This window comes from Enterocloster clostridioformis, assembly GCF_020297485.1.
GTDB classification, from domain to species: Bacteria; Bacillota; Clostridia; order Lachnospirales; family Lachnospiraceae; genus Enterocloster; species Enterocloster clostridioformis.
The window spans coordinates 736,958-763,678 of sequence record NZ_JAIWZC010000001.1 but is presented as its reverse complement, the minus strand read 5'-3'; the positions used below and the strand labels follow the sequence as shown (position 1 = coordinate 763,678).

Sequence of the window (26,721 nt, the reverse complement as noted above, 5' to 3'; positions counted from 1 at the left end):
TTCGGCCTAATTAGTATATATTACCATAAGTTTCCCGGGGTGTCATCTTAAGATTTTCAAAACCCCGTCATCCGACAGCTGCTGTAATGACTTGAGTATTCCCAGCTTGGCGTGGTACCAGGTCAGTCCCCCCTGGAAATACACGGTATAAGGCGGCTTAATGGGGCCGTCAGCTGAGAGCTCAATGGAGGAGCCCTGGACAAAAGCGCCTGCCGCCATAATAACAGGGCTGTCGTATCCCGGCATGTCCCATGGTTCAGGCGTCACATAGCTGTCCACCGGCGCGGCTGCCTGGATTCCCCTGCAGAAGGATATGACTCCCTCAGGGGTGCCAAAGGTGATGGCCTGGATGATGTCATGACGGGATTCACTGCCGTTCGGCACCACTGCGCAGCCCAGGCGCTCATAAATGCTGGCTGCGAATATGGCGCCCTTCAGTGCTCCCGACACCACAACCGGTGAAAGAAAAAGTCCCTGGTAGAGCTGCTGGTTTAACCCCAGGCTGGCTCCCACCTCCTTACCCAGTCCGGGAGCGCTTAAGCGATAGGAGGCCCGTTCTATACAGTCCTTCCTGCCCACAATATAACCGCCGATGGGAGCCAGTCCGCCGCCGGGATTTTTAATCAGGGAACCCACAATCATATCCGCCCCCACATCGGTTGGCTCAATGGTTTCCACAAACTCTCCGTAGCAGTTGTCCACCATGCAGATGACGTCCGGTTTTATGTTCTTGATGAAGGAAATCAATTCTCCAATCCGCTTCACAGACAAAGTGGGACGGGCGGCGTAGCCCTTAGAACGCTGTATGGTCACCAGCTTTGTCTTTTCATTTAAGGCTGCCGCAATGCCTTCATAGTCAAAGGAACCGTCCTCAAACAGATCCACCTGGCGGTAGGACACCCCGTATTCCTTAAGGGATCCAACAGAATCCCTGATTCCGATGACTTCTTCCAGGGTGTCATATGGCTTGCCCACAGGCGACAAAAGCTCGTCCCCGGGACGCAGGTTGCCTGACAGGGCCACATGAAGGGCGTGGGTGCCGCTCATGAGCTGAGGGCGCACAAGGGCGCTCTCACCGTGGAATACGCTGGCGTACACATCCTCCAGGGTATCACGTCCCAGGTCATTGTAACCGTAGCCGGTGGTGGCTGCAAAGTGGATGTCGCTGACACGGTTGTCCTGCATTCCCTTGATGACCTTCATCTGATTGTATTCCGCCACCGCATCAATGGCCTCAAAGCGTTCCTTCAGCGCTTGTTCCGTTTCTGCCGCAAATTCCCTGACTTCCCGTCTGATGCCAAGGCTTTCGTACATCTGGTTCATTTCATTTATATCCATTGGTTTTTAATCCTCCGTTTTCCGGTTTGTTATTGTAGCACGATTCCCTGCTTTGCGCAATCCTCTAATATCCGCTCCAGGACCTTTGAAACATCCCCTCCGAACTCAGGAAGATTCAAAAAACGCACCTCTCTCTCCCGTTTGAACCAGGTAAGCTGGCGTTTTGCAAAATGTCTTGTATCGCGCTTCAGTATATATACAGCCTCCTCCAGGCTGCATCTGCCCTCCAGATAGTCCAGAATCTCCTTATATCCCAGTCCCTGCATGGAGGTATGGCCTCTCCGGCAGCCCATATCCCTCAATGCCTTAACTTCCTCCACCAGTCCCTGCTCCACCATCAGGTCTACCCTGCGGTCAATTCTCTCATAGAGCAGGGCCCGGTCCGTGTTCAGAACATAGTAGAGGAAATTGTAGGGGGATTCCTTCTCCCGCTCCTGCTGGTTATGGAGGGAAATCTTCTCCCCTGTCTGGCGGTAGTATTCAATGGCCCGGATGACACGCTTTATATTGTTGGCATGGATTTGAGCGGCTGCCTCCGGGTCCGCCTGGCGGAGCATGGCGTGAAGGACCTGGGGCGCCCTCTCTCCCTCCCGCTCAGCCAGGGCTTCCAGTTCCCTGCGGACAGGGCTGCTGTCCTCATTTTCCTTAAAATCAATATCGTACAGCAGGGCCTGTATATAAAAACCGGTTCCTCCGGCAATGACAGGGATGCGGCCGTGGCTGTAAATCTCCCTCAGGGCCTCCTTGGCCATCTGCTGGAAGGTGACCACGTTAAAGGACTCCTGTGGCTCCAGCACGTCAATGAGATAATGGGGAACGCCGTCCATTTCCATGGGAGTCACCTTGGCTGAGCCGATATCCATGTGTCTGTATACCTGCATGGAATCCGCGCTGATGATTTCCCCGCCAACGGCCTTTGCCAGCCGGATGGAAAGGGCGGTCTTTCCCACTGCCGTGGGTCCTGTGAGGACAATGAGCGGCTGCTTCATATGATAAAGGCTCCTTTCAGACAATGCGTTTAAATTTTTTCTCCAGCTCATACTTGCTCATGGAGATGATGGTAGGCCTGCCGTGGGGGCAGGCATAGGGATTTTCCAGGTCCAGAAGCTGGTCAATGAGCACATTGGCCTCCTGGAAGGACATGGTATGATGTCCTTTAACTGCTGCCTTGCAGGACATGGAGGCCACCTTTTCATAGATAATGTCCGGGTTATGTACAGACATATCCTCCGAAAGCCCGTCGATCATCTCTGTCAGCAGTTCCTTCTTGGCAATGGAAAACAGGTTGGCAGGCACACCGCGCACCGCGTATTCCCTGCCGCCAAAGGGTTCTATCTCAAAACCGATTCCTGTGAAATAATCCATGTATTTCTTCAGGAGAAGTTCTTCATTCATGTTCAGTGTGAGGATAATGGGCGGGTCCACCATCTGCATGTCATACTGCCGCGTCTTTAAGGACTTTACGGTATTCTCGTAGAGCACCTTTTCATGAGCGGCATGCTGGTCAATAATGAACAGCTGTTCGTTGTACTCCACCATCCAGTAGGTGTCAAACAGCTGGCCGATAAGCTTGTGCTTCAATCTGGCCTTGGGGTCCAAAAGCTTTCCGTCAAACAGGTCCAGCTGTTCCGGCTCAGCGGAGCTGCCGGCGGATTGGCCGGAAGCGGTATCAGGTGTGTCAGAATTTACGGTACCAGCACCTTTTTTTACACCGGCACCTTTTTCTGTATCCGTATCCATACGGTCCTCCCGGACCGGAAGCTCTGTCTTGCAGGTTCCCTTCAGAGAATTAAGGGCGGCCGGTGAGACTGGACGGTTTTCCTGTTCTTTTTTTCTCTCCTTCAGCCAGTCAGGCATCAGCTCATTGACAAAGGAGGGCCTGGGCGGGGCTGACTGGGCGTAAACAGAACCGGAGGAGGATGGGCCGCCGGGGCGCACCTGGCCGGAGTTTGCAGCGGTTTTCCGGCTTAAGTTCTCCCGTCTGCGCACCTCGAAGGGCTCCGGGCGGGGAGCCAGCTTCTCTGCCAGCTGCCTGGCCTCCTTTTCCTGCCTGGCCTCCAGGCTTACCTGGGGAATCAGCTCCTTGTGGGCCAGGGCATTGCTGACAGCCCTTAACACTGCATTATACACCTTCTCCCCATCGGCAAAACGCAGTTCCATTTTTGTGGGATGCACATTCACGTCCAGGGTATCCGGCTCAATATGGAAATGCAGCATGGTAAAGGGGTACTTGTGCTGCATCATATAGGGTTTATATGCCTCCTCAATGGCCTTGGATATGATGGTGCTCTTGATATAACGGCCATTGATGAAATAATTCTCGTAATTCCGGTTGGACCTGGCTATGACCGGCTTGCCTGTAAATCCGGTGACTGTAATCCAGTCCTCGTTGATTTCCACCGGGAGAAGGTTTCCCGCAATCTCCCGTCCGAATACAGTATATATCAGGTCCTTCAGGTTGTGGTTTCCTGAGGTATAGAGCTTATTTTGATTGTTCTGTATGAATCGGATGGAAATATCCGGGTGGGAAAGGGCAATCTTTTCCACCAGGGCCGCCACATGGGCTCCCTCCGTCATGGGAGTCTTAAGGAATTTCTTCCGGGCAGGCGTGTTGTAAAACAGGCTGCGGGCAATGATGGTGGTTCCCTCAGGGGCGCCTATTTCATCCAGTCCCTTCTCAACCCCGCCTTCAATCTGGTACCGGGAACCGGTAAGGCTGTCCCCTGTCTTTGTAATCAGCTCCACCTGGGCCACGGCCGCTATACTGGCCAGGGCCTCGCCGCGAAAGCCCAGGGAGGATATGGTGAACAAATCCTCCACTGTTTTGATTTTACTTGTGGCGTGGCGCAGGAATGCCAGGGGAATCTCTTCCTTCGGGATGCCCCATCCGTTGTCAGTGACGCGAATCATGGAACAGCCGCCGTCCTTGATTTCCACGGTTACGGCGGTGGCATGGGCGTCGATGGCGTTTTCCAGCAGCTCCTTCACTACGGAAGCCGGCCGTTCAATGACCTCGCCGGCCGCAATTTTATTGATAGTGCTTTGGTCTAAAACAGTTATGTTGGCCATATTAAAGTTCCTTTCTGTCTGTTCTCAGCCAAAAAGTATCTCTAAAAGCCGGCCCCAATCTTAGATGCCAGGGCCGGCTTTATCAGTTGCTTTTTACAGGTATATAATCCCTGACCTGTATCCATTTCACCGACTTGCCGGAACGCTCTGAGAGAAACGTCCGCAGGCCGTTTATGCAGACAGCGCCCATCTGTCTCTTATCCAGCAGATAGCCGCCGTGGTCCATGGTATACAACACCAGGCAGCGCGGTGTCTCGCATATGTGGGATATCTGGCTGTATGCGTGGACTGCCCTGCCTCCGGAAGTTCTGAAATAATTCCGGTAAAATTCATAGGTCACTGTAAGGGGTTCTCCATTTTTGACAAGAAAACGCTTCCATGCAGTGTCCAGCTGCATCCGGTTGGAACGGTCTGAATTAAAGAGGCCGCTGCGGATGAAGCCCGGTCCCCCGGTGCGGACCAGATACGCCAGAATCAGGAAGATAATGGCAGCGGTAAGGGAGTGAAAAATGCCAAATATGCGCAGGAGAATGGAAATTACGCAGCCGGCGCGGCATGTCCATAAGAGAGCCGTTAAGGTAAGCCACACCCAAAGGGGTGCAGACGGATTCAAATGTTTTTCCACGGAAACCATATGGTACAATGATTCCTGGTTCATCTTCATGTCAACCGTATAGCAGACGGACTGCGTCTCAGTCTGCCGGTCTTCTGTTATCATATCAGATTCCTTTTCCTTGCTGCACCGGCGGCCTTCCGCCCCAATACTGCATTACATAATGCAGTACGGTTTATCCCCTCTCTTTATATACAACAAAACCAGATAAAACACAAGCCCTTTTTACAGAACCATGGGCCTTGCCGGGTCAAGGGCATTACAAATCCATAAGCCCCTCCAGAACATGGACCTCCATGCGCATCTGTTCCAGGTCCACATTCAGGATACAGTCACCGATGGCGGGAAGCATCAGTTCCTTTCCGTCCTTCATGGCAACCACATACACATCATTAGCCCCTGTTTCCAGCACATCCTTAAGGGTTCCCAGTTCCACGCCCTGGTCTGATACCACGGCGAGTCCAATCAGATCCGTGATGAAGTACTCATCGGGCGCAAGGTCCACGGCCTGCTCCCTGGTAATCAGCAGGTCCCTGGACTTATATTTTTCTATTTCATTTATATTGTCATATCCCTTGAATTTGAGGATGACCATGTTCTTGAAGAATTTCACATGTTCGATTTCCATGGGAATATGCTCTTTTCCAGTGTCAAGGATGACTTCCTTCAGCTCTTTGAAACGTTTGGCGTCATCCGTGGTGGGGAATACCTTTACTTCCCCTTTGATTCCGTGGGGGGAGGTTATGACTCCCACTCTCAGCATGTTTTCCATACACCTGTCACCTTTCTGTGGCAATAAATGAACCGCCAGCCCTGCGGCCAGCGGTCCTCAACTTGTCTGCTTACTGAATCTCAACGATTACTTTCTTGTCTTCCTTGGACGCAGCGGCCTTGACAACGGAACGGATTGCCTTTGCAATCCTGCCCTGCTTGCCGATGACCTTGCCCATGTCGGCGGGGGACACCTTAAGCTCAATCAGGGTATCCTCGCCCTTCATTGATTCGGTAACAACAACTTCTTCTGGGTTATCGACCAGTGCTTTCGCAATCACTTCGACTAATTCCTTCATCTTAACACCTCATTTTCAACTACTGAATGCCGGCGATTTTTAAGAGCTTTCCTACGGTCTCAGTTGGCTGTGCACCTGTTGCTAACCACTTCTTAGCTGCTTCCTCGTCAAATTTGATGACACTTGGTTCCCTGGTTGGGTCATAAGTGCCGATTTCCTCGATGAACTTGCCATCCCTTGGGGATCTGGAATCAGCAACTACGATTCTATAGAAAGGAGCCTTCTTCTGTCCCATTCTTCTTAATCTCATCTTTACTGCCATGTGATTTCACCTCCTTGTGAATTGTTCTTATATTAGACATACAGGAGTATTCCTGTTTGACTAGCCTGGTCTGCGGATTGTATTGTCAGCATTCAGTGTCCTAAAAGGGCATCTTCATCTTGCCGCCCAGCAGTCCTCCCAGACCGCCGAATCCGCCTTTTCGCTTGCCGCCGCCCATAAGGCCCGGCATCTGCTTCATTATTTTCTTCATCTGGTCGAACTGTTTTACCAGACGGTTGACCTCGCTGACCTCCACGCCGGCGCCTTTTGCAATGCGCTGTTTTCTGGAAGGGTTTATGAGGTTTGGATTGGCCCTCTCCTCTTTTGTCATGGAGAGAATGATGGACTCTACTCTGTGCATGGATTTCTCACCTTCATCCATATCCGCACCGGACAGCTGGTTTCCCATGCCCGGCATCATGGAAAGGATACTTCCCATACCGCCCATCTTTTTAATCTGCTGCATCTGGGTCAGGAAGTCATTGTAATCGAATTCCGCCTTGCGCAGCTTCTGGCTCAGCTCCTTGGCCTGTTCCTCATCCACCTCGGCAGCCGCCTTCTCAATCAGGGACTGGATATCGCCCATTCCCAGGATTCTGGAAGCCATTCTGTCCGGGTAGAACTGTTCCAGGTCGGACAGCTTCTCGCCCATACCAACATATAGAATCGGTTTACCTGTGACTGCGCGGATGGAAAGGGCCGCACCGCCTCTGGTATCGCCATCCAGCTTTGTGAGGATGACACCGTCAATACCTATCTTATCGTTAAATGTACCGGCCACATTCACCGCGTCCTGGCCGGTCATGGCGTCCACCACCAGTATGGTCTGGCAGACATCCAGATTGTCCTTTATCTCCACCAGCTCATCCATCATGGTTTCATCGATGTGGAGACGTCCCGCCGTATCCAGAATGACCACGTTAAGGCCGTTTTTGGATGCGTGTTCCACGGCTGCCTTGGCAATGTCCACAGGCTTGTTTTTGTTTCCCATGGAAAATACCGGAATGCCTACCCGGTCGCCGTTAATCTGCAGCTGCTCTATGGCAGCCGGCCGGTAGATGTCGCAGGCAGCTAACAGGGGCTTACGTCCCTTTGCCTTCATCTTGGCTGCAATCTTGGCCGTGGTCGTGGTCTTGCCTGCGCCCTGGAGACCAGCCATCATGATGATGCTGATTTCGCTGGAGGGCTTTAAGGAAATCTCAGTCGTCTCGGAACCCATGAGCTTTACCAGCTCCTCGGTCACGATTTTGATGACGGTCTGTCCCGGTGTCAGGCTTCCGAATACGTCCTCGCCCACTGCCCGTTCCTGAACGGACCCGATGAACTGCTTTACCACGCGGAAGCTTACATCTGCTTCCAGAAGCGCCATCTTTACTTCCTTTAATGCGGCTTTTACATCGGCTTCTGAAAGACGGCCTTTACCGCGAAGGTTTTTGAATACATTTTGTAATTTATCGGATAAGCTTTCAAAAGCCATGAAATAATCCTCCTAAGGCTGCACTGCGTTTAATGAATCACTCATCAAAGTGTGCTGGTGATTTCCGCGGACAATCGCCGAATCTGGTCAATGAGGGCCATATCCCTGGTGCGTATGCATTCATCAGAGAGACGTTCCAGCTCACCGGCCATCTCCTTGACTTTCATGAACTTGGCTACCAGATGAAGCTTGGCCTCATAATCCTTTAGTATCTTGTCGCATCTTTTTATCAAATCGTGGACACCCTGACGGCTGATTCCCTGCTCTCCCGCTATCTCGCTGGGGGAAAGGTCACCGAACACCACGTCCTCGTATACCCTGCGCTGATGTTCTGTCAGCAGTTCTCCATAAAAATCATATAACAAACCCTGCTCCACAATCTTTTCCATTTCAACCACCTGTGCTATCATACACGATAGAAAAAGGATTGTCAAGCATTTTTACTTGACAATCCAAAAAAATCAGCAGCAAGATACATCAACAAAATATGACAGCGGCAGTGGTACACATTTTCCTGTCACTGGTAATAGACATTTTTGTTTACGGATATCAGCAGTATGGCAGCGATAAAGCATCCTATAATAAGCGTTCGGTATATCCCTGAAAAACGGGCGCCAACCTGGCTGTCAATGAGGCAGAACAGGATACTGCCAAACATCAGGATGGTGGGAAGCAGTACAAAAAACAGGTATTTTCCCTTGGAAACACTGTGGGGAGGCGGCGTGCACCGCACCAGCTTCACAAGGGGAAGCCTGGCAAGGCGGAAGCTGGGACCGAATGTAAAGGAAGCCTGATAAGCGATTCCCTCCAGCCGGACCAGGGCACAGGTGGATTCCAGCCGGATCGTCTCATAATTCAGATTCCTTCTGGCCGCGTAAAGGGCTGTCTCCCGCGCAAAGTCTTCCGGCGTCAGGATTTCCCCCTCAGGTTCAAAATAGATGTACTGGGAGTGGAGTTCCTTCTGAAACATCTTCCAGTCTTTCCTGATATCCTCCAGCCAGGTGTTTTCGCCATCTTCACGGCTGATTTCCTCCAGACATTGTTCCACGACCGAGGGTTTCAGCGTCTGCTGTTCTTCCAGTCTGGCACACATCTGTTCCAGCTTCTTTAACTGAGACATTTCCCCATCAATCCGGTCCAGGCGCATGCGCATCAGTTCGCTTAAGGTCAGCCTACCCTCAAAAAATCCGCGGATATCCCGGATGGGGATTCCCAGCTGCCGCAGAAAACGGATTTCCAGCAGACGCTCTATATCTTCCTCGCTGTAATCCCTGTAACGGTTTCCCTCCGTGCGCCGGGGAGCCAGAAGTTCCTCGCTCTCATAGTAACGTATATTCTTCCGGTCCAGGCCTGAACGTATTTCAGCTTCTTTCATCTTCATAAGCCCATCTCCTTTCTGTTTATGATTTGATTATAAGGTATCCAGCAGCTGTACAGTCAAGGGAAATTGTATATAAAAAGGGAAAACTGTTTAGTTTTCCCTTTCAAAGTCAATCATCCGTCCTGATAATATCTTTACACCTATAGATTCAGGAATGATTCCTATTATCGGTCGCAGAGAGGCTTGTAATTCTCTTCCTTCATAATGCTTGTATAGGCAGGACGGATAATCTTATCCATATTAATCAATTCCTCAATGCGGTGTGCGCTCCATCCCACAATTCTGGCAATTGCAAAGATTGGCGTGAACATTTCTTCCGGGATATCCAGCATGCTGTATACAAATCCGCTGTAGAAGTCCACATTGGCACTGACGCCCTTGTAGATTCTGCGTTCCTCGGTAATAACCTTGGGGCCCAGCTCCTCAATCATGGAATAGAGGGCAAATTCTTCCATACGGCCTTTTTCCTCTGAAAGCTGGCGCACAAAGCGTTTGAAAATCTCGGCACGGGGGTCTGACTTGGAATACACTGCATGGCCCATTCCATAGATAAGGCCCTTGCGGTCAAATGCCTCTTTGTGAAGCAGTTTCTTCAGATAGGATTCCACCTCATCCCTGTCCGTTACATCCTTTACCTCGTTCCTTAAATTCTGCATCATTTCCACTACCTTGATGTTGGCTCCGCCGTGCTTGGGTCCCTTTAAGGAGGCCAGGGCCGCGGAGATGACGGAATATGTATCTGTGCCTGAGGATGTAACCACATGGGTGGTGAAGGTGGAGTTGTTGCCGCCGCCATGCTCCATATGCAGGATTAACGCCAAATCCAGCACATGGGCTTCCACCTGTGAGTATTTCATGTCGGGCCTCAGAAGGCGGAGCAGATTCTCCGCTGTAGAGAGATTTTCGTCCGGGCGGTGAATGTACATGCTGCCGTCCCTCTCATAATGATTATAGGCATGGTAGCCATACACAGCCAGCATGGGCATTACGCTGATAAGCATCATGCACTGTCTGAGTACATTGGGAACGGTAATATCCCAGGCCTTCTCGTCATAGGAAGCCAGGGTAAGAATACTTTTGCTTAAGGATATCATCATATCTTTTGTCGGTGCTTTCATTACTACATCACGGACAAAATTTGTGGGAAGTGTACGGCTGAATGCCAGGCTTTCTTTAAATTTTGTAAGCTGATCTGCATTAGGAAGTTCTCCGAACAGAAGCAGGTATGCAATTTCTTCAAAACCATATCGGTTTTCTCTCACTACCCCGCCAATCAAATCATAGATATTATAACCTCTGTAAAATAGTTTTCCTTCGCAGGGAACCTTTACTCCATCCACTACTTTGTTGGCTTCGATTTTGGACACCTTCGTCAGACCCGCTACCACACCGTTTCCGTTTTTATCACGGAGCCCCCGCTTCACGTCGTACTTTTCATACAGCTCCAAATCAATCCTCTCATCACTCAGACAAATGTCTGACCACTGGCTCAAGTTGTCCATAAATTCCTTTGTTTCAATCATGCAGAACCTCTCCTTTCGACTGTTTGATTTTCTCTTATAAAATTCCTCCTGTAAAAGTGGTATTCTTACTATTTTATTCCATTTTAAGATATTTTGCAAACTTTTTTTGTATAAATATAAGTTCAAAACAGGAAAGATTCCTGCTCTATCACCTGTTTTTCAGCACAGATTTTGTCTATGAGGGGCTGAAGGAGCGGTTCGGTGGTCCGCTGCAATTTTTCCAGTTTACTGGTTTCTATGGGTTCACCGTATGCCTTATACTGTTCATGCGTTTGTGTATCCATGAGATACGGCTGCAGATTTGGGAAGATGCGTTTCTTAATATATTGAAATATCTTGACTCCTCCATAATCCAAGTCGCCGGTGTGGAGATAGGTCGTCCCGCAGGAAGTCCGGATGCTGGACAGAACCCGTTCCAGATGAATCTCGCATTTTCGGATAATACATTCCAGCGGTGCGTTCATAAAAGGCTTCCCATCCCTTTCTCATAATGACGTTCTCTGTCATGTATCCGCAAACTCATTCCTATCTTCTTCATCCTGCATCAGCTCCACAAAGCGCTCCCGTTCAAATTCCTGGATGGATATGGACTTCTTGTTGGGGTTTGCAAAGACAAAGGTCTTGTCCACGTTTTCCACGTAATTCTGGATTTTGTCATTGGTGGCACTGATGATGGCCTGGAACCCAAGTCCGCGGATCAATTCAATACAGCTGGCCACCTTCTCCCCGTCCATCTTGGAAAACGCTTCGTCCAGTACTACCAGCCGTATGGTTGGATTGCGCTCCACCTTAGAGGGAAGATTGATGCGGTAGGCCTGGGCAAAACTGGCCAGAAGGGCCACATACAGCGGGTTTTGGCCTTCTCCGCCTGAATTCTTCTTAATCATCTTGCTCAGCCGGATTTTGATAACCTCATCCTGATTCTGTATGAGCTGCTGCATGTCAAAGGACAGGTAGGTGCGGTAATCTGAATACTTATCCATGTTCCGCCTGGCCTCGTCCATCTGATCCGGGGCGGCGTTTTCCGGGGGGATAAAAATGCTGATGAGTTCATTCATCAAATCCCCATACTGCTTTTCATGCTCAATGGTAAACAGGTCCATCTGGTTTTCATAGGAATAATTGAGGTCCGCCGGATTGATATCCAGTGAATCATCCATAAACATATCGTAGAATCGGCCGTCAGGTCCTTTGTTGCGGCCAATAATAAACTGGTACTTGTCCTTTCCGAAATCCAGGCGGCTGATGATGCGGTTCAGCTCATCCTTGCGGATAAGAGCCTCCCGGATTGCGCTGCGGATTTTATACATGAAGTCATCCCGGAAATGCTCTACCGCGGATTTGGCCTGTTCCGTGGCTTTCTGCTTGTATTCTTCCAGATTGTCGCATTTCAGGGCGCTTAAAAGGTGATCATAGACAGCGTTGTCTCTGGCGTTTACCGGGAAATTGCGGTTGGGATACGTCCGGATATAGCTGGTCCTGACCGTCAGAAGCTCCTGAAAGGCTGCTTCCCTGGCCTCAGACAGCTTGCTGCACCTGACAGTATAGGTTTCCTTTTCCCTGTCATAGCGCACCGTATCCCTGGAGGACAGATAGGCTGTCAGTTCATTGTCATAGTCAGGATTTTGCGTTAACTCCCGTTCCTTTGACGTGAGAACGGACTGGCTGTCAATGGACTTATTCCGGTATCCTTCTATCTCCCGCTCTTTATCGCGGATGAGTACATTCAGGCTGTCCCTCTCCCTCTTTTTGCCGTCGCAGAGCGTGATGACCGCCTGGCGGTCCCGTTCTAACCGGTCTACATTTTGCTCCTTTAAAAGCTCCAGCTTCTGTATCAGCTTTTTCTTTTCACGCTCCTTGGCCTTATAGCTGTTTATGTCCTTCAGCCAGTCCATGTATTCCGGGGGCTCAGCCGAGAGCCAGGGAAGCGCCAGGATTCTATGGGCTTCCCTGACCGTCTCCTCCAATGGATTTTTCTTTTCATCCAGGGCCGCCAGCTCCTGCTCCAAAAGACGGATACGTCTCCGGACGCTGTCCTTGCCGATATAGGCGAATTTAGTATAGTTATCCGGGTTGATGTGCTGCAGGCGGAAGGTGTGGTAGAGCATGCAGCCGCTGGTGATGCCGATACGGCATTCCCTTAATTCATCTATGGTATCGCACTTGATGACCCTGCCAAGGAGCAGGTCCATATAGGGCCTTAAGTAGGATTCCCTCACAGTCACTTCCTCTGAGAGGGCGCCTTTTTGTACCTGGGGCTGGTTCTGGGATGCCTTTTCCGTGTCCAGCACAGCCACGTTGAAGTATTCCTTTTTATCCAGTTCCCCGTAGATTTCCAGGGCGGTCCTGGCGTATTTTGGAGCTACCACCAGATTTAATTTGTTATTTCCCAGATAGCCCTCCACTGCGCTGCGCCACTCATCTCTCTTTACATCCAGCAGATCGGCCAGCACATGCACATCCACGCTCTTACCCGTTTCCTCCAGGAGGCGGCGCTGGATGTAGCTCCGGGCATTCTCCAGGTATTTGGGATAGGCTTTGCTGCCGGAACGAAGCTTTTCCAGTTCATCCCTTGTCTGCTTTTCCTGCTTTTTGAGCTCCCTGAGTGCGGAAGACGCCTCCTGATGCTGCTTTTCCGTGTCTGAGCGCATGGATGCCATGGATTTTTTCAGGCGTTCCAATGTCTCCAGATCAATGGTGCGGTTTTCAAATTCCTCTATATCCCAAAGAGTCTGGTTGGAGGTGATGTCCTCTTCTTCCCAGCGCTTTAAGGCATCTGTGGCCTGCTGCCACCTGGCCTCGCTTTTTCCCAGCTGTTCCAGCAGTTCATTCAGGCTCTTAAGCTGGTTTTTAAGTTCCTCGTACCCAGTGGAGGCAATACGGCGCAGCAGCTCGTCGCTCTGCCGGGTCAGTTCTCCAATCTGTTCGTCCACGGAGCTTCTGGCCTGGATCTGCTTTTCCAGATCCTCTCCCGCCAGCTTTGCCTTGTGGGCCAGGGTGCGGACCTCTGACTGAAGCTGCAGAATCTCCAGTTTCTGCACAAAATAGGAAGATTTTTTGAGCTGCTGTTCCTTGTCAGCATAGCTTTGGAATCGGTCCTCAATCTGTTTTAAGGATTGGATTTCCGCACATGTATCCTCAATTTTCTTTCTCATGCGGCCGTACTGCATGACGCTTTCCTGCATGTCCTCGATATGGATGTCCTGTTCCATGCAGATGTATTCCTTAACAAAATCCTCCAGCTTGATGTTCATTCTGAACGGGATGGCCCGCTTGAAGAGAAGGGGGAATTTTTCGGAGTCCAGGCCGCCCAGGTAGGAATCATAGAGTATCCGGCGGAAACGCTCGTTGTGGGAGGTCAGGAAATACTCCTCCCTGTTGTAATTGGCCTGAAGATAGTCCTCTATTTCCACGATGGACATGGTCCGCTTCCCGCCCCTGTAGCCATTGTCCCACATGGGGCCTTTGTGCCAGAAGAAGCGGCGGGATATCTCATTGGTGGCGGTCTCCACATCAAAGACAATTCCCACGCACTGGCACTGGCCCGTATCGCTTCGTTTCAGCTCCAACACAATGGTGGAGGAGAAGTTCTGGTTGCGCAGATAGGAAAATTCGTTGTTGTCGCCGATATTTACCATACCTCTTAGGTATTCAATCAGGCTGCGGTCAGAGTCATCGGCAGCAGCCTTGTTGAAGAAGCCCCGGCCGTCCGTATTGGCGTAGAGCACAATCTGCATGGCGTCTATGACAGTGGACTTGCCGCTGCCGGAATGTCCGGTGAAAAAGTTGATTTCATCATTAAAGGACAGAGTCCTTTTCGTTATATAGTGCCAGTTATTCAAACATATCCTGGAAAGGGCGAGAAAACGATCATTTGCTATTTTCTGTTCCATGGTTCTCCTTCCTCTGCTGTCATATCATCCGCGTCTTCTTCCTCCAGTTCGGCCTTCAGCTGGACTCCGCTGTCATCCGTATCCTCATCAAAGGAGGAAAGAAGCTGGCGCACATCGTCTCCCATGAGCACCACGTTGATGCAGGGATATATTATCATGCGGCTTTCACTTTTTAAGTCCTCTAACAGATCCAAAGGTTCAATGACCTGGTATTTTTTCAGAAGGGTAACTGCCCGGCGTATATCCGTGAGGGCGGGCTGCTTCTTAAACAGCCTGTAATTTCCCAGCTTTTCGTGGATTTCACGCAGGGATGTATAGACGTTGACACTGGTGGAAACGCTTTCCATCTGTTCATCGTATATCAGCTTCAGCACCAGCAGGTACAGGGTGGCGAGACGGGGCAGCTTGTCACCCACCACATTTTCACCCTGGATGTACATGACGCCCATCTGGCTGTTTTCACGCAGCTCCACTCCGCTGATGGCAAAATAATTCTTGATGAATTCCAGGTGTTTGCTGCATACCCGGTAGTCTCTGTTGTACTGGAATCTTCCGGTACGCTTGTCATATTTATGTTCCAGTATGAACGTCTGGCGCCATAGGAGGCGGATGATTTCCGTCACTTCCGACTGCTCCGAGTGCATCAGATTGTCGTAGTAAGGGATGCTGTTTCCGGTGTATCCGGCCGCGGGCGCGATGTCTGCCACGCTGTTTTCCAATTCCATGTTTTCCACTATCTTGTCCTCCTGACAAATACCAGCCGCGGATAGGTATAGCCGCCGCTGTGTACCATTTCCGAATCTTCCTCTTCCACCTTATAAGGGCTCTTTCTCCTGGTGGAATAGTCATAGGCCAGTATCAGTTTTTCAAAGTCCTGGTCTGAATGTATGGTTTGTTCGTCCACCACCATTTTCCCGTCTGCCATGCTGCCTTCTATAAATGCTTCAATCTCCTTCTGGCTGTAACGGTTCCTGACCTTGTTCAGGTTCAGGACTTCCTCCATGGACAGTTCCTCGGATTCTTCCTCATCCTTTAACTGTTCCGTGAAATCCGCCTTGGTCTTACGGCGTTTGTACAGGGATTTTTCTGACAGTATGGTCATCTGGGACAGATTCATCCCGGCGCTTACAGCTGTCAGTTCATCTTCCGGACAGCCGTATTCCGACATATGGTTCAGAAGTTTGATTACAAGCCCCTTCATGTTGTCCTCCTGGTTTAACAGGTAATTGAGGCGTGTGACCGTTGCCTTGACATAACGGGTGTGCTCCTTGTCCATGTTGGAGATGCGGTGTTCGATATCGTCAAACCCACGCTCCAGGTGGTCCAGCTTCTCTACAATATCGTATTCTGTCAGGGGCGTCTTCTTCTGCCCCCTGGTTGAAGCCGCGCTTTTGGCGCACATTTTATTGATCCAGGAACTGTCCTCCCGCATGGCGGCTATCCAGGATTTAATGTCTGTCTTGTAGAGATAAAAATTGTCTGAGGTCTTTAATATATGATATTTTTTATTGACAATTTCCGTCACGTATCCTTCCAGGTGCTCCTTTAACAGGGTACCGTAATTCTTCTGTTCCAGCAGGCTGCTAAAAAACTTATCCATATTGTGAAGCATGTCCTGAAGGGACTTGTTCAGTTTTTTCGTGTTTACCAGAGCCGTATTTAACAGGCTGACGCTGGAGCGGGGGTCGTTTTTCAGAGAAAATAGAATGGCATAGACATTCTGGATATAAACCTGGGTCTCGTCCTCATCGTCGTTAGACAAACGGGAAAATGCCTCAATCATCACCGCGGCGTAATCCGGGATGACGATGTTGACCGTCATGCTGGCGTAATCATCCACCTTGCGGAGCCAGCCGGTCCGCAGCAGCCAGTTAAGAACCCTGGTGGCAGGCGGTTCCAGTTCATCCCAGTCATCCTCGGTCTCATCCTGCCATATGACATATTTTTTCCGGGAGAAATATTCACTTAAAAGCTGGATGCAGACTTCCCTGCTGAGGAAATAATTGCTGTACTCGTACTCCTCGTTGATTTTAAGAAGGGCTTCTATGTAAGTAGACCGGTTAACAGAGCGGAACAGGCTCCAGAACCGGTCTGGTATTTCATTCATCAGTATCATTTACAAACCTCCGTATTTCCATATCATTATAGCAGGAATTACCGGAAGTGACAATCAGAAATCATTTCGCCCTTACCTTACCCTGACTCCAGAAGCCGGGCTTTCAGATACTCCAGAAGAACCGGCTGGATGTCCGGATAGGTCCAGTTATCGGGCGGTTCCCTAAACAGCGCTATGCGGGCTATCTCATACCCTTCAGGCATGGGTCCCAGTTCTGTGATATTGCCGTAATAGAGCATTCCGTAGTTTATGACAGGAGTGTCCGTGTCTTCCAAGGTCTCACGGACCGAATATGCGCTTAACGGCGTCAGGGTGAAGCAGGCTGCCCCGGTCTCTTCGTATAATTCCCTGCGGGCCGTGTGTTCTATCGTTTCACCTGCTTCCCTGCGGCCTCCGGGACACTCGTAGGTATCCCGTTCCCTGTGCTGGCAGAACAGCCATTTGCCCCGGTATCTGGACAGGATGACTGCAAACTTCAGCAGGGAATCATCCACTGTGTTGTGAAATTCGACGTTTATCATGTAGTCGTCTCCTCGGTTTTACAATAAACGTGCATACAGCTCTCTGAATTCTTTCTCCGAAAGTCTTAACTCTGTTTCGTTATAATAAGGAGTACCATCTCTGATTCCGAATTCAAGAGCAGTAGGTCCGTCTAAGTAGTAAGCTTTATATGCGTAGTTAATCGGTTCTGCCTGTCGGACATAATCTACTAAAGCCTTTGCTGCCTTTCTGGATTTTTCGTCCGACATACCACCAACTGCGGGGCCTGAGCCTGCACAGTAAATATTTAAGTAAACTTCTTCCACTTCTTCCGATGCCGCCAGAATGCAGTATGAAAAAAGATTCTCCAGATTTTCCGTCTTATAGATTGGTTGACCAAATAACGCTTTGATTTTACCGCATATGAGAGAAAACTGATTTCCATAATCTGAAAAGCTTTCAATAAAATTACATAGTTTACTGCTATCTGTTAATTTTTCCATGTTTTTCACTGATTGAAATGTGTACGGCATTTTATTTAGTCATTTCTTTTCTGCTTTACGGATAATATTTTTTATCCCATGCCTTATCAAGAGTGCTAACGCATTGCTACACAACAAGCTCTTGACAAATCCTGTTCTAAAAAATGCAGAATAAGTTTCATATTACCTGCCTTTGGTTCCGGTGTCACGCAACAATCTGTTGCACCCTTATAATATAAGGCGTTTTCCATGTCGGAGCAAAGCTATTTCAAATGTTCCTCGCATCTAAGCATCCGTTCCTCGTAGCCGTCCAGTTTCCAGTCCAGCCTTGCCAGGACCTGGTTCAGCTCATTGATTCGGGCCACAATCCGCTCCCGCTGTTCCAGAAGAAGGTTTTTTCTGGCCTGGATGGTGGAGGTTCCCTGACGGAACAATGTCACATATTCCAGCAATGTCTCCACAGAAACCCCTGCACTGCGCATGCACTTGATATACTCCACCCAATGGCAGTCATCCTCGGAATAATTGCGGATGCCGCCGGACGTGCGGCCCACATGGGGAAGAAGGCCGATTCGCTCATAGTAGCGCAGTGTATCGGCCGATATGTCATATTGTCTGCTTACCTCTGCTATGGTCAAACCTTCATCAGCTCCTTTACACTGTAATCTAGTATAACCCACACTAAACACCTTACTGTTTCGCTGGTCTGATTTTCCGATAGCACAGGTGCAAAATACTCAGCGTAGAACCCACTACGCCTCCGTTTTTGCACCTGCACTCTCAAAAAATCATCCTCACCGAACCAGCAAGGCATTTAACGTGGGTCATACTAGTATGAATCGATACATCTGAGTTCATATCCGCGGCTGCCAAGGCCAAGAGAATGGGCGGCCTCCACGGTGTGTATCCCGTTCCGGGATTCTATTCGCTCTATCAGAGCAGCCTTTCCGCCATCCTCAGAAGCGTATACCGCATCCACGCACGCCTGGTCCAGGGCCACAGGGTCAGTGGAGGCGAAAATGCCGATGTCCCCCATTTCCGGATCATGTGGATGGGCGTCGCAGTCGCAGTCCACGGATAAACGGTTGGCCACATTGATGTACACTATATTTTCCCGGCCCATATAGTCCATGACGGAGCGGTCAGCGTCCGCCATGGATTCCAGGAATGAATCGTGGTCAGCTGTGAATACATCCTCAAACCTGGTGCTGGTGCCGGAAGAATGAATCCATATCTTGCCGTAAGAAGATGCCAGGCCAATGGACATGTTCTTTAAGGCTCCGCCAAAGCCTCCCATGGCATGGCCCTTGAAATGAGAAAGCATGAGCATGGAATCATAGCTTTGAAGATGGGAGCCCACATAGTTTTCCGTCAGATGAAAACCGCCTGTTACCGGAAGGGGCATGTGGTCCTCCTCGTCCAGGATATCACAGGGTGCAATGGCTGTGAACCCATGGTCCCGCATGGTTTCCCAGTGAGCCTTGGAAGTGTTCCTTCTTCCCTCATAGGCAGTGTTGCACTCAACAATGGTACCCTTAAGTTCCTGTACAAGGTTCCTGATAAGTTCTGGTTGCAGAAAGTTACGGCCACCCGGTTCACCTGTGGAGATCTTCACCGCAACGCTGCCGGGTAACGAGATACCCAATGCATGGTACATCCGGACCAGGCTTTCCGGTGTGATTTCCTTTGTCATGTAAACAATAGACATAATGATTGTCCTCCTTGAAATGTTGTCAGGCTGTAGTCCGCATATCGGCAGTCTGCATTTCAGCAGTTCTTACAGACTGTGGTGCAGAATGTCCAGGACAGGTAAAACCCCTGACAGATGGCCTGTTGGGGTGATAAATCCTGGATATAATGAGAGTCTACAACTTAAAGTCAACTCCAAGTCAAGAGGGATTGTGTAGAATGTTTGTAAATTGTTCTTAAAATGTCCAAAAACCTAAAATGTCGTAAAGCGCAATTTAATCCCGAAATCAGTCCCCGCCTTTTCAATATCCCGGATAACGGTCTGGTTCGGCTTAAAGGCCACGAAATCAGTGTAAATGACATCCTGAATGCGGCTTCTGTCCAGGTCCTCTAACGGTAAGGATACGATTTTTCTGATTCATCGTAGAATGTGACCGTGTTTTTCTCCTCATCAAGCTTATAGGCAAGCGCCGTTAGTTTCCAGTGTTTCCACGCTGCCGGTCACTACCCTGACCCCATAGATACGGTTATCATAATCACTCATGTGAACAAACCCGTCAATGGGATCCATGGCCGTGATATCGTGAGTATCCTTTTCCGTACCCGTGAGCATAATCCAGTGCACTGCTCCGCTTTTCCGCCTTACCTTTACAATGGGATACATTTTTTCTTCCAGCAGGCGGTCGATGCTCTCACTGGCTGTACCGCAGTCCAGCCGGACCCTGGCATAGGGCAATGCCTGTTCCAGTTCCTTCCACACAATGGAGCCCTGGCCGTTGTAAACATTATTTTCATTGAAAACCTGATTTAGTTCCCCCGGTGAAAAACTGTGTATTCCCTGAGCGGTCAGGGATGCGGCGATACAGCTGGTCAGGCATCCGGAACTTCCCATGGTGTCCTTGGAAATGCCCAGAGGACTGCTGCTCCAGCGCGTATCACGCTGGGAATATGAGGTATAGATTTTATTAATTCATCTGTTGTTGGTTCCATATAAAATCGTTGCTCCTCCTTACGATTTATTACGATTCCCGTACCAGGTTTCCCACTGTTCACGGCTTCCGTAATACACGTTCATGTCAATGAAGGTCTCTTCTCCTTCATATCCCGCCAGACGCTGGCGGTTGGTATACTGCCACAGCAGCCATGGTTTTCCGTCTGTGCGGGGCTTTGTCTTTACGTTGCGAATCCAGAGGGGATATTGGTCAAATCTTCCGCGGATGTACAGGTTCCAGGATTCCTCCGTGGCATAGATGACAGGAACCATCCCGTACTGTCTTTCCAGACCTTCAAGCAGGACCGCAAGCTCCAGCCCCACATCCGCCGGGTTTGGAGGATTGGTAGCCTTGTCTCCGTAAAACTCCACGTCAACTGCCGGCGGAAGCATCCCGTCCCCGGGGGGCAGACACTGAATGAAATGCGCCAGCTGGTCTTTTCCGCTGCTGTCAAAGCTGAAAAAATGGTATGCTCCCACAGCCAGTCCTGACAGGGCCGCCCCGGACCAGTTCTGAGAAAATTTCTCATCTATATGGAAGCTGCCCTCCGTGGCTTTGATGTAAGCAAAATCAATATCCTGCTGCCCCAGTACTACCCAGTCAATTTCTCCCTGATAATGGGACACATCCACACCGCGCACCGGATAACGGGTTCTGGAAGGATTATTTAAGAGAATCCGTCCGTTCCATATCAGATAAGCCATGATGCCGGCAGCAAAGGCTGCCAAAACTACCAGCGCGGCCAATATGCGGAGCCATTTGTATCTGCGTTTCATTTTCCATCCTGCTTTCCGGAACCTGTATCCGTATATTTTATCAAAAAACAATGCGCTATTTATTATCATGTTTCAGCAAGGCGGGATTATTCCCACTTCCGGCTTTCTGCGCGTCACACGCCTTTTACGCAGTCACGCCCTTGTCTGAAGCCGCCTTATCAGCCTCCGTATCCTTAGCCAAAAGCTTGCGGATGCCTTCAAAGGCAACAATCACGCCCAGAATCAGAAGAAGAATTGCGAACACCAGCTGAAGGGCATTGCCGAATACAAACTGGTTTGACAGGGCTGATACGAGGTCCTTTATTTTGAGAGTCAGGGCCGTAAAGGTGACGCCCAGCATGATGACCATGGGCCCCCAGAGCATAACGCCCTGTCTGTGGGTCTTTTTCAAGAATACGGCGCAGGCAATCAGGGCCAGTGCGGAAAGCAGCTGGTTGGCAGAGCCGAACAGCGGCCAGATGCTTGCATAACCTGCCCTGGATAACGCATAGCAGAGAGCCAGTGTCAGTATGGTGGAGAAGTATTTGTTTGTCAGCACCTTGTTCAGGGAACTCTGCTTTGCCGGATCAATATCATCATTGGTGAAAAATTCCTGGAAAGCAATACGGCCCACACGTGCCACTGAATCCAGGCTGGTCAATGCAAATGCGGAAATGGACAGCGTTATCAGCGTATAGCTGATGGAATCCGGCATTCCCAGTGCGGTAAGGAACATGGCGATGGCCTTAGCAAATACCTGGGGAGGCGTACCGGTGGGAAGGCCTTCGCTGGTAGCCAGCGCACCCACAGCAATCAGCGCGGTGATGGCCAGAAGGCTCTCTAACAGCATGGCGCCAAAGGATACCGGCAGCATGTTCTTTTCATTTTTAATCTGCTTGCTGGCTGTTCCGGAGGATACCAGAGCATGGAAGCCGGATACGGCGCCGCAGGCAATTGTCACGAACAGGGTTGGAAACAGATAGGAAATATTTCCCTTTGCATCTGTAAATACAAATGATGTAAAGGAGGGAAGGTTGATGGCCGGATTATAAACACATATTCCCAGAACCGCACCGATAATCATGGCCAGCAGCAGGTAACTGTTCAGATAATCCCTGGGCTGAAGCAGGGCCCATACCGGAGTCACGCAGGCAACAATCACATACAGGAATACGAAAATGAGCCATGCGCTCTGGGGCACATAGACGGGAAACGCCAGTCCAAGCGCAACAGCCAGCACAAGAAGGCCGATGGCAACCAGGGTGTTTACCAGTTTGCTGCATTTTCCATACTTCAGGAAGCATCCCAATACAACCGCAAATGCAATGAATAAAAGAGATGTGGTGGCAACGGCTCCGTTAGCAGCGATTCTCTCGCCGGTGGCGGCATCAAAACCATTGAATGTGCCTGCCACAATGTCAGCAAAGGCAGCCACTACCAGGATGGAGAACAGCCAGGTAAATAAAAGGAACAGCCTTTTACCAAGCTTGCCGATATAGACCTCGATTATGTAGCCTATGGAACGGCCCTTGTTCTTGACGGAAGCATACATGGCGGCAAAATCCTGAACCGCGCCAAAGAATACGCCTCCCAGAAGAATCCACAGCATGACGGGCAGCCAGCCGAACATGGCGGCCTGGATGGGTCCGTTGATGGGGCCTGCTCCCGCAATGGAGGCAAACTGGTGGCCGAATACCACATTGGTATCAGCCGGCACATAGTCCACACCGTCCTCCATCTCATAGGCCGGTGTCTTTGCATCGGGGTCAACGCCCCATTTCTTTGCCAGATATCTGCCGTAAAGCAAATAGGCACCGCCTAATACCACTACGGCTAAAAGCATCATCACTAAACCATTCATCATCAAGTCTCCTCACATATATAAAGTAGGTTTCAAAGAGTTTGTTCAGGCAATGCCTCAACATCATGCCGCAGCATCCTGCCCTGAAAAGAATAATGACCGGGCCCGTAAAAAGAAAAGGTCCCTGCACCTTGCGATGCAGAGACGAATCAATCCGCGTTACCACTCTGTTTGCCGCCCCGTTAAAAGAACAGCCCCTTAAGTTCCTGCTGCTCTCAGTCAGCCGGAATCTTTGTTAACGGAAAGAAACCCGTCCATCCCTACTATCCTCCCTCTCAGGAAAGGGGTTCAAAACAGAAGCTGTTGGGTGAGGCCATGATTCCTCGCGCGCGCCCTTCCACCAGCCGGGCTGCTCTCTGTGCCGGAATCTGAAACCATGACATGTCCCAGTCATTGCTTTTCTCAAGTATCAAACTCTTGATGTCAAGAAGTTTACCACTTTAACACAGAAAAATCAATGATATTTTAACACTTTTTTTATACTTTATTTATATATTGTTCATAACTACAGGTTATACAGATGCCGGTCCCTCCGTCTTACGGGATATGGCGTCTTTCACAATGGCCTGCACCAATCCCTGTATATGGTATGTTCCGGCAGTGATATCTGCTTTTGTTCCATGCTTTTTTAGCTCTTCTGCCGTTATATCCCCGATGCATACAAGCTTTGTATGCCCTGACCTTTGTCCTGGTTTTATAACCAGGCCACTTGAAAGGTAAGCCCTTACCCCGGATGCGCTGGCAAAGGTAATGTAATCAAATCCCTCTTCCTCCGGAGATTTGGCATCCGCCGGACCTTCTGTATCCTCCGTACTCTGCTCATTCACCGGCCGGCCTTCCACCTGGTAAAGAGCAATATCATCATAAACCAGTCCGGCTTCTTCCAGTATTCTGGTAAGAACCGGGGAGCCGCCCCTGGAACGGGCAATCAGGATACGGTCGCTGCCGGTAAGGACGGATGCCAGCCCCTGCGCCAGTGCCTCTGCGCAGAAGGAATCCGGCATATAGTCTGCGTGGAAACCGAAATTCGCCAGTTCCCTGCCGGTGCCGTCGCCGATAACGGCAAATTTCACATGACCGAGTGAGCGGTAATCCCTGCCGGCCTGCTGCATTCCCTGAAAGAACAGGCGCACGCCGTTGGCGCTGGTAAATATCAGCCATGTATACGCGGACAGGTTCCTGTAAGCTTCCTGCATGGCAGGATCTGCTGCATGGGAAATCACTTCCATTTCCAGGATTGGGCGGGCCTCTCCTCCCTCCTGTTCCAGGGCATGCCCAAGGCTGTCTGTAAAATGCCGTGTGCCAATCATGCCGATTCTGTATCCGGCCAGAGGACCGGTAAAACTGCATTTCATATCGCAGTTCATATGAAAGGAGGCGGTTTCGCCCACAACAATTACGGCCGGGGTGCCGATCCCCTCCTCCATGACCTTGGCGTGAATCCCTGAAAGCGGCGCCCGGACTACCTTCTGGTCCGGCAGCGTGCCCTTTTCAATGACAGCCGCAGGCGTGTCCGGGGCCAATCCTCCCCCAATCAGCCTGGCTGTAATGGCCGGAAGCTGTCCCAGGCCCATTAAGAACACCAGAGTGCCCGGCAGGGACCCGTATGTTTCAAACTCAGGGGGGAGACAGTCCTTTCCGTCCAGGGTGTGGCCTGTAATCACATGGAAGCTTCTGCTTACCCCCCGGTGGGTTACGGGTATCCCGGCGCATTCCGGGACCGCTATGGCGGATGTCACGCCGGGAACGGTTTCGTAGGGAATACCGTGGGCTTCAAGTGCCTGGATTTCCTCGCCGCCCCGCCCGAACACAAAGGGATCCCCGCCCTTTAAACGAACCACTGTAAGCCCTGAAAGGGCCAGTTCCACCAGAACCGCGTTTATCTCATCCTGTTTCATGGAGTGATGCCCGGCCTGCTTGCCCACATAGATTTTGCGGCATGCGGAGGGCACCCATTCCAGGAACCGTCTGGATGCCAGATGGTCATAGACCAGGGCGCCGCAGGCGCTAAGAAGCGCCCGGCCCTTCAGGGTCATCAGAGACGGGTCTCCCGGACCTGCGCCTACCAGATATACCATTCCCGTATTCTCCATATCACATCAATCCTTTCCATGCTTCTAACGCCAGTTTTTCCATATCCTCCCGGGACGTACCGCCGGTCATATGAATCCTCTTTACCTCTCCCCTGCGGCTGCTGATGCCCCATACCTCCAACTGCCCATTATCAGGGACAGAGTAGATGCCGATAGGCTCATGACATCCGGCATCCAGCAGTTTAAGGACTCTCCGCTCCAGTTCCAGGCACAGGCGTCCGTGGGCATGGTCCATGGCCTGGGTGAGGCTGTGAGCCATGGTTCCTGCTTTTGCCTCCACCGCCATCAGGCCCTGGCCTCCGGCAGGTATGAATTCTTCCGGATTGAGAAAGGTATATTCGTAGGTATCCTGTTCAAGCAGTCCCAGTCTCTTTAATCCGGCAGCCGCCAGGATGATGCAGTCAAAGTTCCCCTCTTCCAGTTTTCTGAGCCGGGTATGCACATTGCCCCTGAGGGTGCTGCATTCTGTCCCGGCAGCCCCCGGCCACAGTGTTTTACACATCAACCCGGCCTGAAGCTGCCGCCTTGGGCTGGAGGTGCCGATGCGGACCATGCTCTCCGGCTGAATCTCATGGCCTCTCATGGTGACCAGCACATCTCTCGGGTCTTCCCGCCCGGATACCGCTGCAATGGTCAGTCCTTCGGCCAGCTCCATGGGAAGGTCCTTGGCGCTGTGGACCGCCAGGTCTATGACCCCTTCCTGTATGGCCTGCTCGAACTCAGATACAAAGACACCCTTGCCCCCGAATTCCTGTAAAGGCTTATCCAGTATCCGATCGCCCAGGGTATCCTTTGTCACGATTTCCACCTGTATGCCAGGACAGACCTGCCTTAATTCATCAGCTACAAGCTGTGTCTGAATCAGCGCCAGCGCGCTTTTTCTTGTTCCAATGCGGATGATATCATTCATGTTTCTGTTCCAGCTTTCTGTTTATTATGATTTGCGCCTGTTCCTGTGTGAGACAGCCGTTATGGCTGAGCCCTTCCTCCGCCAGCTCGTAAAACAGGGCTGAACGGACCTGGGGCGAGTCAGGGAACATGTCTTTGACCGTCTTTCTGTAAGCCCCCAGCCGGGCTGTCAGCTCTCCCAGGCTGTCCGGCATTGCGGACCGGATTCTGGCCTTCAGATACCTGGCTATGACAGGGCTCATGCCGCCGGTAGAAATTCCCACCACCACAGGACCGTCCCGCACAATGGACGGGAAGATAAAGGAACATTCCTCCTTCACATCCACCACATTTACAGGAATCCTTTTCGAACGGCACAGGGCGGATATCCTGCTGTTAAGGCCAGGCTCAGACGTGGCCGCAATGACAAAGTCGGCCCCGTCCAGGTCCCTGTCCCCGAATTCTTTTCTTGTCAGCTTAAGGACGTCCGTGTATGCATTGTCTTGGGCCAGCGCATCCAGACCAGGGCACATGTCCGGGGATACCACCTCGATGACCGCTCCATAGGGAAGCAGATCCCGCACCTTTCTCAAGGCCACGCCGCCTCCGCCCGCAATCAGCCATTTCATTCCCTCAATATCTGCAAAAAACGGAAAATATGCCATGAAGTTTGCTCCTCCCATTATATCCCCGGGCATATCCGTCCGGGCGAAAGTACCGAAAAAGACGCAGACAGCCA

The 26,721-nt window shown here is 50.7% G+C and carries 25 protein-coding genes; all 25 read right to left on the bottom strand.

Going from position 1 to position 26,721, the window contains the following annotated elements:
* Nucleotides 1-42: 42 nt before the first annotated feature.
* A complete protein-coding gene (locus LA360_RS03465; RefSeq protein WP_022201843.1) occupies nucleotides 43-1,338 on the bottom strand; it encodes a methionine gamma-lyase family protein in 1,296 nt (431 codons plus the stop codon).
* A 29-nt stretch (nucleotides 1,339-1,367) separates the two neighbouring features.
* Nucleotides 1,368-2,327: a tRNA (adenosine(37)-N6)-dimethylallyltransferase MiaA gene (gene miaA / locus LA360_RS03460; RefSeq protein WP_022201842.1), complete on the bottom strand. Its 960-nt coding sequence runs from the start codon at nucleotides 2,325-2,327 to the stop codon at nucleotides 1,368-1,370.
* 16 nt (nucleotides 2,328-2,343) lie between these two features.
* On the bottom strand, nucleotides 2,344-4,407 hold the full coding sequence (gene mutL, locus LA360_RS03455; protein ID WP_057571161.1) for a DNA mismatch repair endonuclease MutL: 2,064 nt from the start codon (nucleotides 4,405-4,407) through the stop codon (nucleotides 2,344-2,346).
* 82 nt (nucleotides 4,408-4,489) lie between these two features.
* The gene (locus LA360_RS03450) at nucleotides 4,490-5,125 is read right to left on the bottom strand and encodes a YcxB family protein (RefSeq protein WP_022201840.1); all 636 of its coding nucleotides are present in this window, start codon (nucleotides 5,123-5,125) and stop codon (nucleotides 4,490-4,492) included.
* 154 nt (nucleotides 5,126-5,279) lie between these two features.
* A complete protein-coding gene (rimM, locus tag LA360_RS03445) occupies nucleotides 5,280-5,792 on the bottom strand; it encodes a ribosome maturation factor RimM (RefSeq protein ID WP_022201839.1) in 513 nt (170 codons plus the stop codon).
* Between the two features lie 70 nt (nucleotides 5,793-5,862).
* The gene (locus LA360_RS03440) at nucleotides 5,863-6,090 is read right to left on the bottom strand and encodes a KH domain-containing protein (protein ID WP_002567740.1); all 228 of its coding nucleotides are present in this window, start codon (nucleotides 6,088-6,090) and stop codon (nucleotides 5,863-5,865) included.
* 19 nt (nucleotides 6,091-6,109) lie between these two features.
* Nucleotides 6,110-6,352 (bottom strand): 30S ribosomal protein S16, encoded by a 243-nt coding sequence (gene rpsP / locus LA360_RS03435; RefSeq protein WP_002583195.1) that lies wholly within the window; start codon nucleotides 6,350-6,352, stop codon nucleotides 6,110-6,112.
* Nucleotides 6,353-6,452: 100 nt separating this feature from the next.
* Complete coding sequence (ffh, locus tag LA360_RS03430; RefSeq protein WP_022201838.1) at nucleotides 6,453-7,829, bottom strand: signal recognition particle protein; 1,377 nt, start codon at nucleotides 7,827-7,829, stop codon at nucleotides 6,453-6,455.
* A 44-nt stretch (nucleotides 7,830-7,873) separates the two neighbouring features.
* Nucleotides 7,874-8,218 carry a YlxM family DNA-binding protein gene (gene ylxM, locus LA360_RS03425; protein ID WP_022201837.1) on the bottom strand — a complete coding sequence of 115 codons (345 nt, stop codon included), beginning with the start codon at nucleotides 8,216-8,218 and terminating at the stop codon, nucleotides 7,874-7,876.
* Nucleotides 8,219-8,346: 128 nt separating this feature from the next.
* Nucleotides 8,347-9,210 carry a MerR family transcriptional regulator gene (locus LA360_RS03420; RefSeq protein WP_022201836.1) on the bottom strand — a complete coding sequence of 288 codons (864 nt, stop codon included), beginning with the start codon at nucleotides 9,208-9,210 and terminating at the stop codon, nucleotides 8,347-8,349.
* A gap of 164 nt (nucleotides 9,211-9,374) precedes the next feature.
* Nucleotides 9,375-10,733 carry a citrate/2-methylcitrate synthase gene (locus tag LA360_RS03415; protein ID WP_112483278.1) on the bottom strand — a complete coding sequence of 453 codons (1,359 nt, stop codon included), beginning with the start codon at nucleotides 10,731-10,733 and terminating at the stop codon, nucleotides 9,375-9,377.
* Between the two features lie 122 nt (nucleotides 10,734-10,855).
* Nucleotides 10,856-11,197 (bottom strand): Wadjet anti-phage system protein JetD domain-containing protein, encoded by a 342-nt coding sequence (locus tag LA360_RS03410; RefSeq protein WP_225537287.1) that lies wholly within the window; start codon nucleotides 11,195-11,197, stop codon nucleotides 10,856-10,858.
* 39 nt (nucleotides 11,198-11,236) lie between these two features.
* On the bottom strand, nucleotides 11,237-14,626 hold the full coding sequence (locus LA360_RS03405) for an ATP-binding protein (protein WP_057571167.1): 3,390 nt from the start codon (nucleotides 14,624-14,626) through the stop codon (nucleotides 11,237-11,239).
* The gene (locus LA360_RS03400; RefSeq protein WP_027642463.1) at nucleotides 14,611-15,360 is read right to left on the bottom strand and encodes a DUF4194 domain-containing protein; all 750 of its coding nucleotides are present in this window, start codon (nucleotides 15,358-15,360) and stop codon (nucleotides 14,611-14,613) included. The genes LA360_RS03405 and LA360_RS03400 overlap by 16 nt, the downstream gene beginning before the upstream one ends.
* Nucleotides 15,360-16,742 carry a Wadjet anti-phage system protein JetA family protein gene (locus LA360_RS03395; protein ID WP_112483276.1) on the bottom strand — a complete coding sequence of 461 codons (1,383 nt, stop codon included), beginning with the start codon at nucleotides 16,740-16,742 and terminating at the stop codon, nucleotides 15,360-15,362. The genes LA360_RS03400 and LA360_RS03395 overlap by 1 nt, the downstream gene beginning before the upstream one ends.
* Nucleotides 16,743-16,819: 77 nt before the next feature.
* Nucleotides 16,820-17,263: an NUDIX hydrolase gene (locus LA360_RS03390; RefSeq protein WP_002583204.1), complete on the bottom strand. Its 444-nt coding sequence runs from the start codon at nucleotides 17,261-17,263 to the stop codon at nucleotides 16,820-16,822.
* Between the two features lie 18 nt (nucleotides 17,264-17,281).
* Nucleotides 17,282-17,725: a hypothetical protein gene (locus LA360_RS03385; RefSeq protein WP_225537286.1), complete on the bottom strand. Its 444-nt coding sequence runs from the start codon at nucleotides 17,723-17,725 to the stop codon at nucleotides 17,282-17,284.
* Between the two features lie 242 nt (nucleotides 17,726-17,967).
* Nucleotides 17,968-18,342 carry a MerR family transcriptional regulator gene (locus tag LA360_RS03380; RefSeq protein ID WP_022201829.1) on the bottom strand — a complete coding sequence of 125 codons (375 nt, stop codon included), beginning with the start codon at nucleotides 18,340-18,342 and terminating at the stop codon, nucleotides 17,968-17,970.
* A gap of 191 nt (nucleotides 18,343-18,533) precedes the next feature.
* Nucleotides 18,534-19,412, bottom strand: a complete 879-nt coding sequence (locus LA360_RS03375) for a DUF362 domain-containing protein (RefSeq protein WP_022201828.1) — start codon at nucleotides 19,410-19,412, stop codon at nucleotides 18,534-18,536.
* Nucleotides 19,413-19,850: 438 nt separating this feature from the next.
* Entirely contained in the window at nucleotides 19,851-20,285 is a 435-nt protein-coding gene (locus tag LA360_RS03370; protein ID WP_022201827.1) for a hypothetical protein, read from the bottom strand.
* Between the two features lie 117 nt (nucleotides 20,286-20,402).
* Nucleotides 20,403-21,161: a glycoside hydrolase family 25 protein gene (locus tag LA360_RS03365; RefSeq protein WP_022201826.1), complete on the bottom strand. Its 759-nt coding sequence runs from the start codon at nucleotides 21,159-21,161 to the stop codon at nucleotides 20,403-20,405.
* Nucleotides 21,162-21,285: 124 nt separating this feature from the next.
* Entirely contained in the window at nucleotides 21,286-23,004 is a 1,719-nt protein-coding gene (locus tag LA360_RS03360) for a carbon starvation CstA family protein (RefSeq protein WP_112483274.1), read from the bottom strand.
* A gap of 509 nt (nucleotides 23,005-23,513) precedes the next feature.
* Entirely contained in the window at nucleotides 23,514-25,094 is a 1,581-nt protein-coding gene (cobA, locus tag LA360_RS03355; protein WP_174713934.1) for a uroporphyrinogen-III C-methyltransferase, read from the bottom strand.
* A 1-nt stretch (nucleotide 25,095) separates the two neighbouring features.
* On the bottom strand, nucleotides 25,096-26,004 hold the full coding sequence (gene hemC / locus LA360_RS03350; RefSeq protein WP_022201823.1) for a hydroxymethylbilane synthase: 909 nt from the start codon (nucleotides 26,002-26,004) through the stop codon (nucleotides 25,096-25,098).
* Nucleotides 25,997-26,647 (bottom strand): precorrin-2 dehydrogenase/sirohydrochlorin ferrochelatase family protein, encoded by a 651-nt coding sequence (locus tag LA360_RS03345; protein ID WP_070104007.1) that lies wholly within the window; start codon nucleotides 26,645-26,647, stop codon nucleotides 25,997-25,999. Before LA360_RS03345 ends, hemC begins: the two co-directional genes overlap by 8 nt.
* Nucleotides 26,648-26,721: the final 74 nt, after the last annotated feature.